Origin of the sequence: Brachybacterium sp. UMB0905, assembly GCF_002871795.1 — a bacterium.
Classification (GTDB): domain Bacteria; phylum Actinomycetota; class Actinomycetes; order Actinomycetales; family Dermabacteraceae; genus Brachybacterium.
Genome location: NZ_PNHL01000039.1, coordinates 1 through 1647 on the forward strand (window position 1 = coordinate 1; position 1647 = coordinate 1647).

Annotated in this window: 1 protein-coding gene; it reads left to right on the plus strand. The window is 65.5% G+C overall.

Annotation, left to right across the window (positions count from 1 at the left end):
- Window positions 1-94: 94 nt before the first annotated feature.
- Window positions 95-1630, plus strand: coding sequence for an IS1634 family transposase (locus tag CJ197_RS14755; protein WP_102237477.1), 1536 nt, complete (start codon window positions 95-97; stop codon window positions 1628-1630).
- Window positions 1631-1647 lie beyond the last annotated feature (17 nt).

Consider the following 1647-nt stretch of genomic DNA (forward strand, 5'->3'; position numbering starts at 1 on the left):
CCTGACTTGGACCTCTCTGGGGTATCGACGCGGGTTTTGGGTGTATCGGTGCTGGTGAGCGCTTCGCGCCTGCCTGGAGTGACACACTAAGCGGGTGGTGTTCCTGCGGAAGGTGAGGACGGCGTCGGGGGCGACGGCTGTGCAGATTGCTGAGCGGCGGAACCGTCGGGATGTGGTCCTGGAGCATCTCGGGTCGGCTCATACCGAAGCCGAGCTCGCCGGCCTGATGGAGGCGGGTCGGGAGAAGATCAACGCTGGTCAGGGCGTCCTCGACCTGGGGGCAGCAACGTCGACGAGCCCCGCGACGATCACGTCGAAGCAGTCCCGGCTGCTGCTGGAGACGCTGCAGTCCGCGTGGGCGGCGCTGGGGTTCACGGCGATCGGTGATGAGGCATTCTTCCAGCTCGTCGCCGCACGCCTGATCGAGCCGACCTCGATGAGCGACTCCGCCAGAGTGCTGGCGGAGGTCGGGATCGACCCGGTGCATCGCTCGACGATGAAGCGCTGCCTGGCCCGGATCGCCACGAACGACTACCGCGGCCAGATCGCGACGAGGTGCTTCGAGCATGCCGCGACCAGCGGCGACATCTCGCTGGTGCTCTACGACGTTACGACGCTCTATTTCGAGGCGGAGAACGAGGATGCGCTGAGGAAGGTCGGCTACTCGAAGGAACGCCGCGTGGATCCGCAGATCGTGGTCGGCCTGCTCGTGGACCGGGGCGGGTTCCCGCTGGAGATCGGCTGCTTCGAGGGGAACCATGCTGAGACCCGCACGATCGTCCCGATCATCCGCCAGTTCCAGGCCCGGAACGACCTCGCTGACATGGTCGTGGTCGCGGACGCCGGGATGCTCTCGGCGGCCAACCTGCGCGAGCTCGACGAAGCGGACCTGAAGTTCATCGTCGGTTCACGACAGACGAAAGCCCCGGGTGACCTGGCCAATCACTTCCATTGGAACGGGGACGCGTTCACGGACGGGCAGCTGATCGACACCATCACGCCCCGCCGCGGGAACACGAAACCCTCCACGACGAAGCGCCGCAAGGAGCCGGTCTGGGACGCAGAGGAGCATCCCGGCTATTGGCGTGCCATCTGGAGCTACCGCACCAAGCGTGCCACCCGCGACAATCACACCCTCACCGCGCAGGAGAACCGGGCCCGAGCCGTGATCGACGGGGACGCGTCGGTGAAGTCGACCAGATTCGTGAAGACCACCGCGAGCGGCCGATCCCTCGATACGGCCTCGCTCGAGCGGGCACGAAGTCTGGTCGGGCTGAAGGGCTACGTCACGAACATTCCTGCCGCCACGATGCCGGCGGCGGAGGTGGTCTCCAGCTATCACGACCTCTGGCATGTCGAGCAGTCATTCCGGATGAGCAAGACAGACCTGCAGGCCAGGCCCATGTTCCACCGCACCCGTGACGCGATCGAAGCCCACCTCACCATCGTGTTCACGGCCCTGGCGATCGCCAGACACCTCCAAGCAGCGACCGGGTTCAGCATCCGCCGGATCATCCGGACACTCCGTCCCCTCCAGGACGTCACTATCACCATCGCCGGGCAAAAGATCACCGCGAGCCCCGAACTCACCGACGACGCCCGACACGTCCTTCAGCGAGTGACACACTAAAGAGGTCCAAGTCAGGT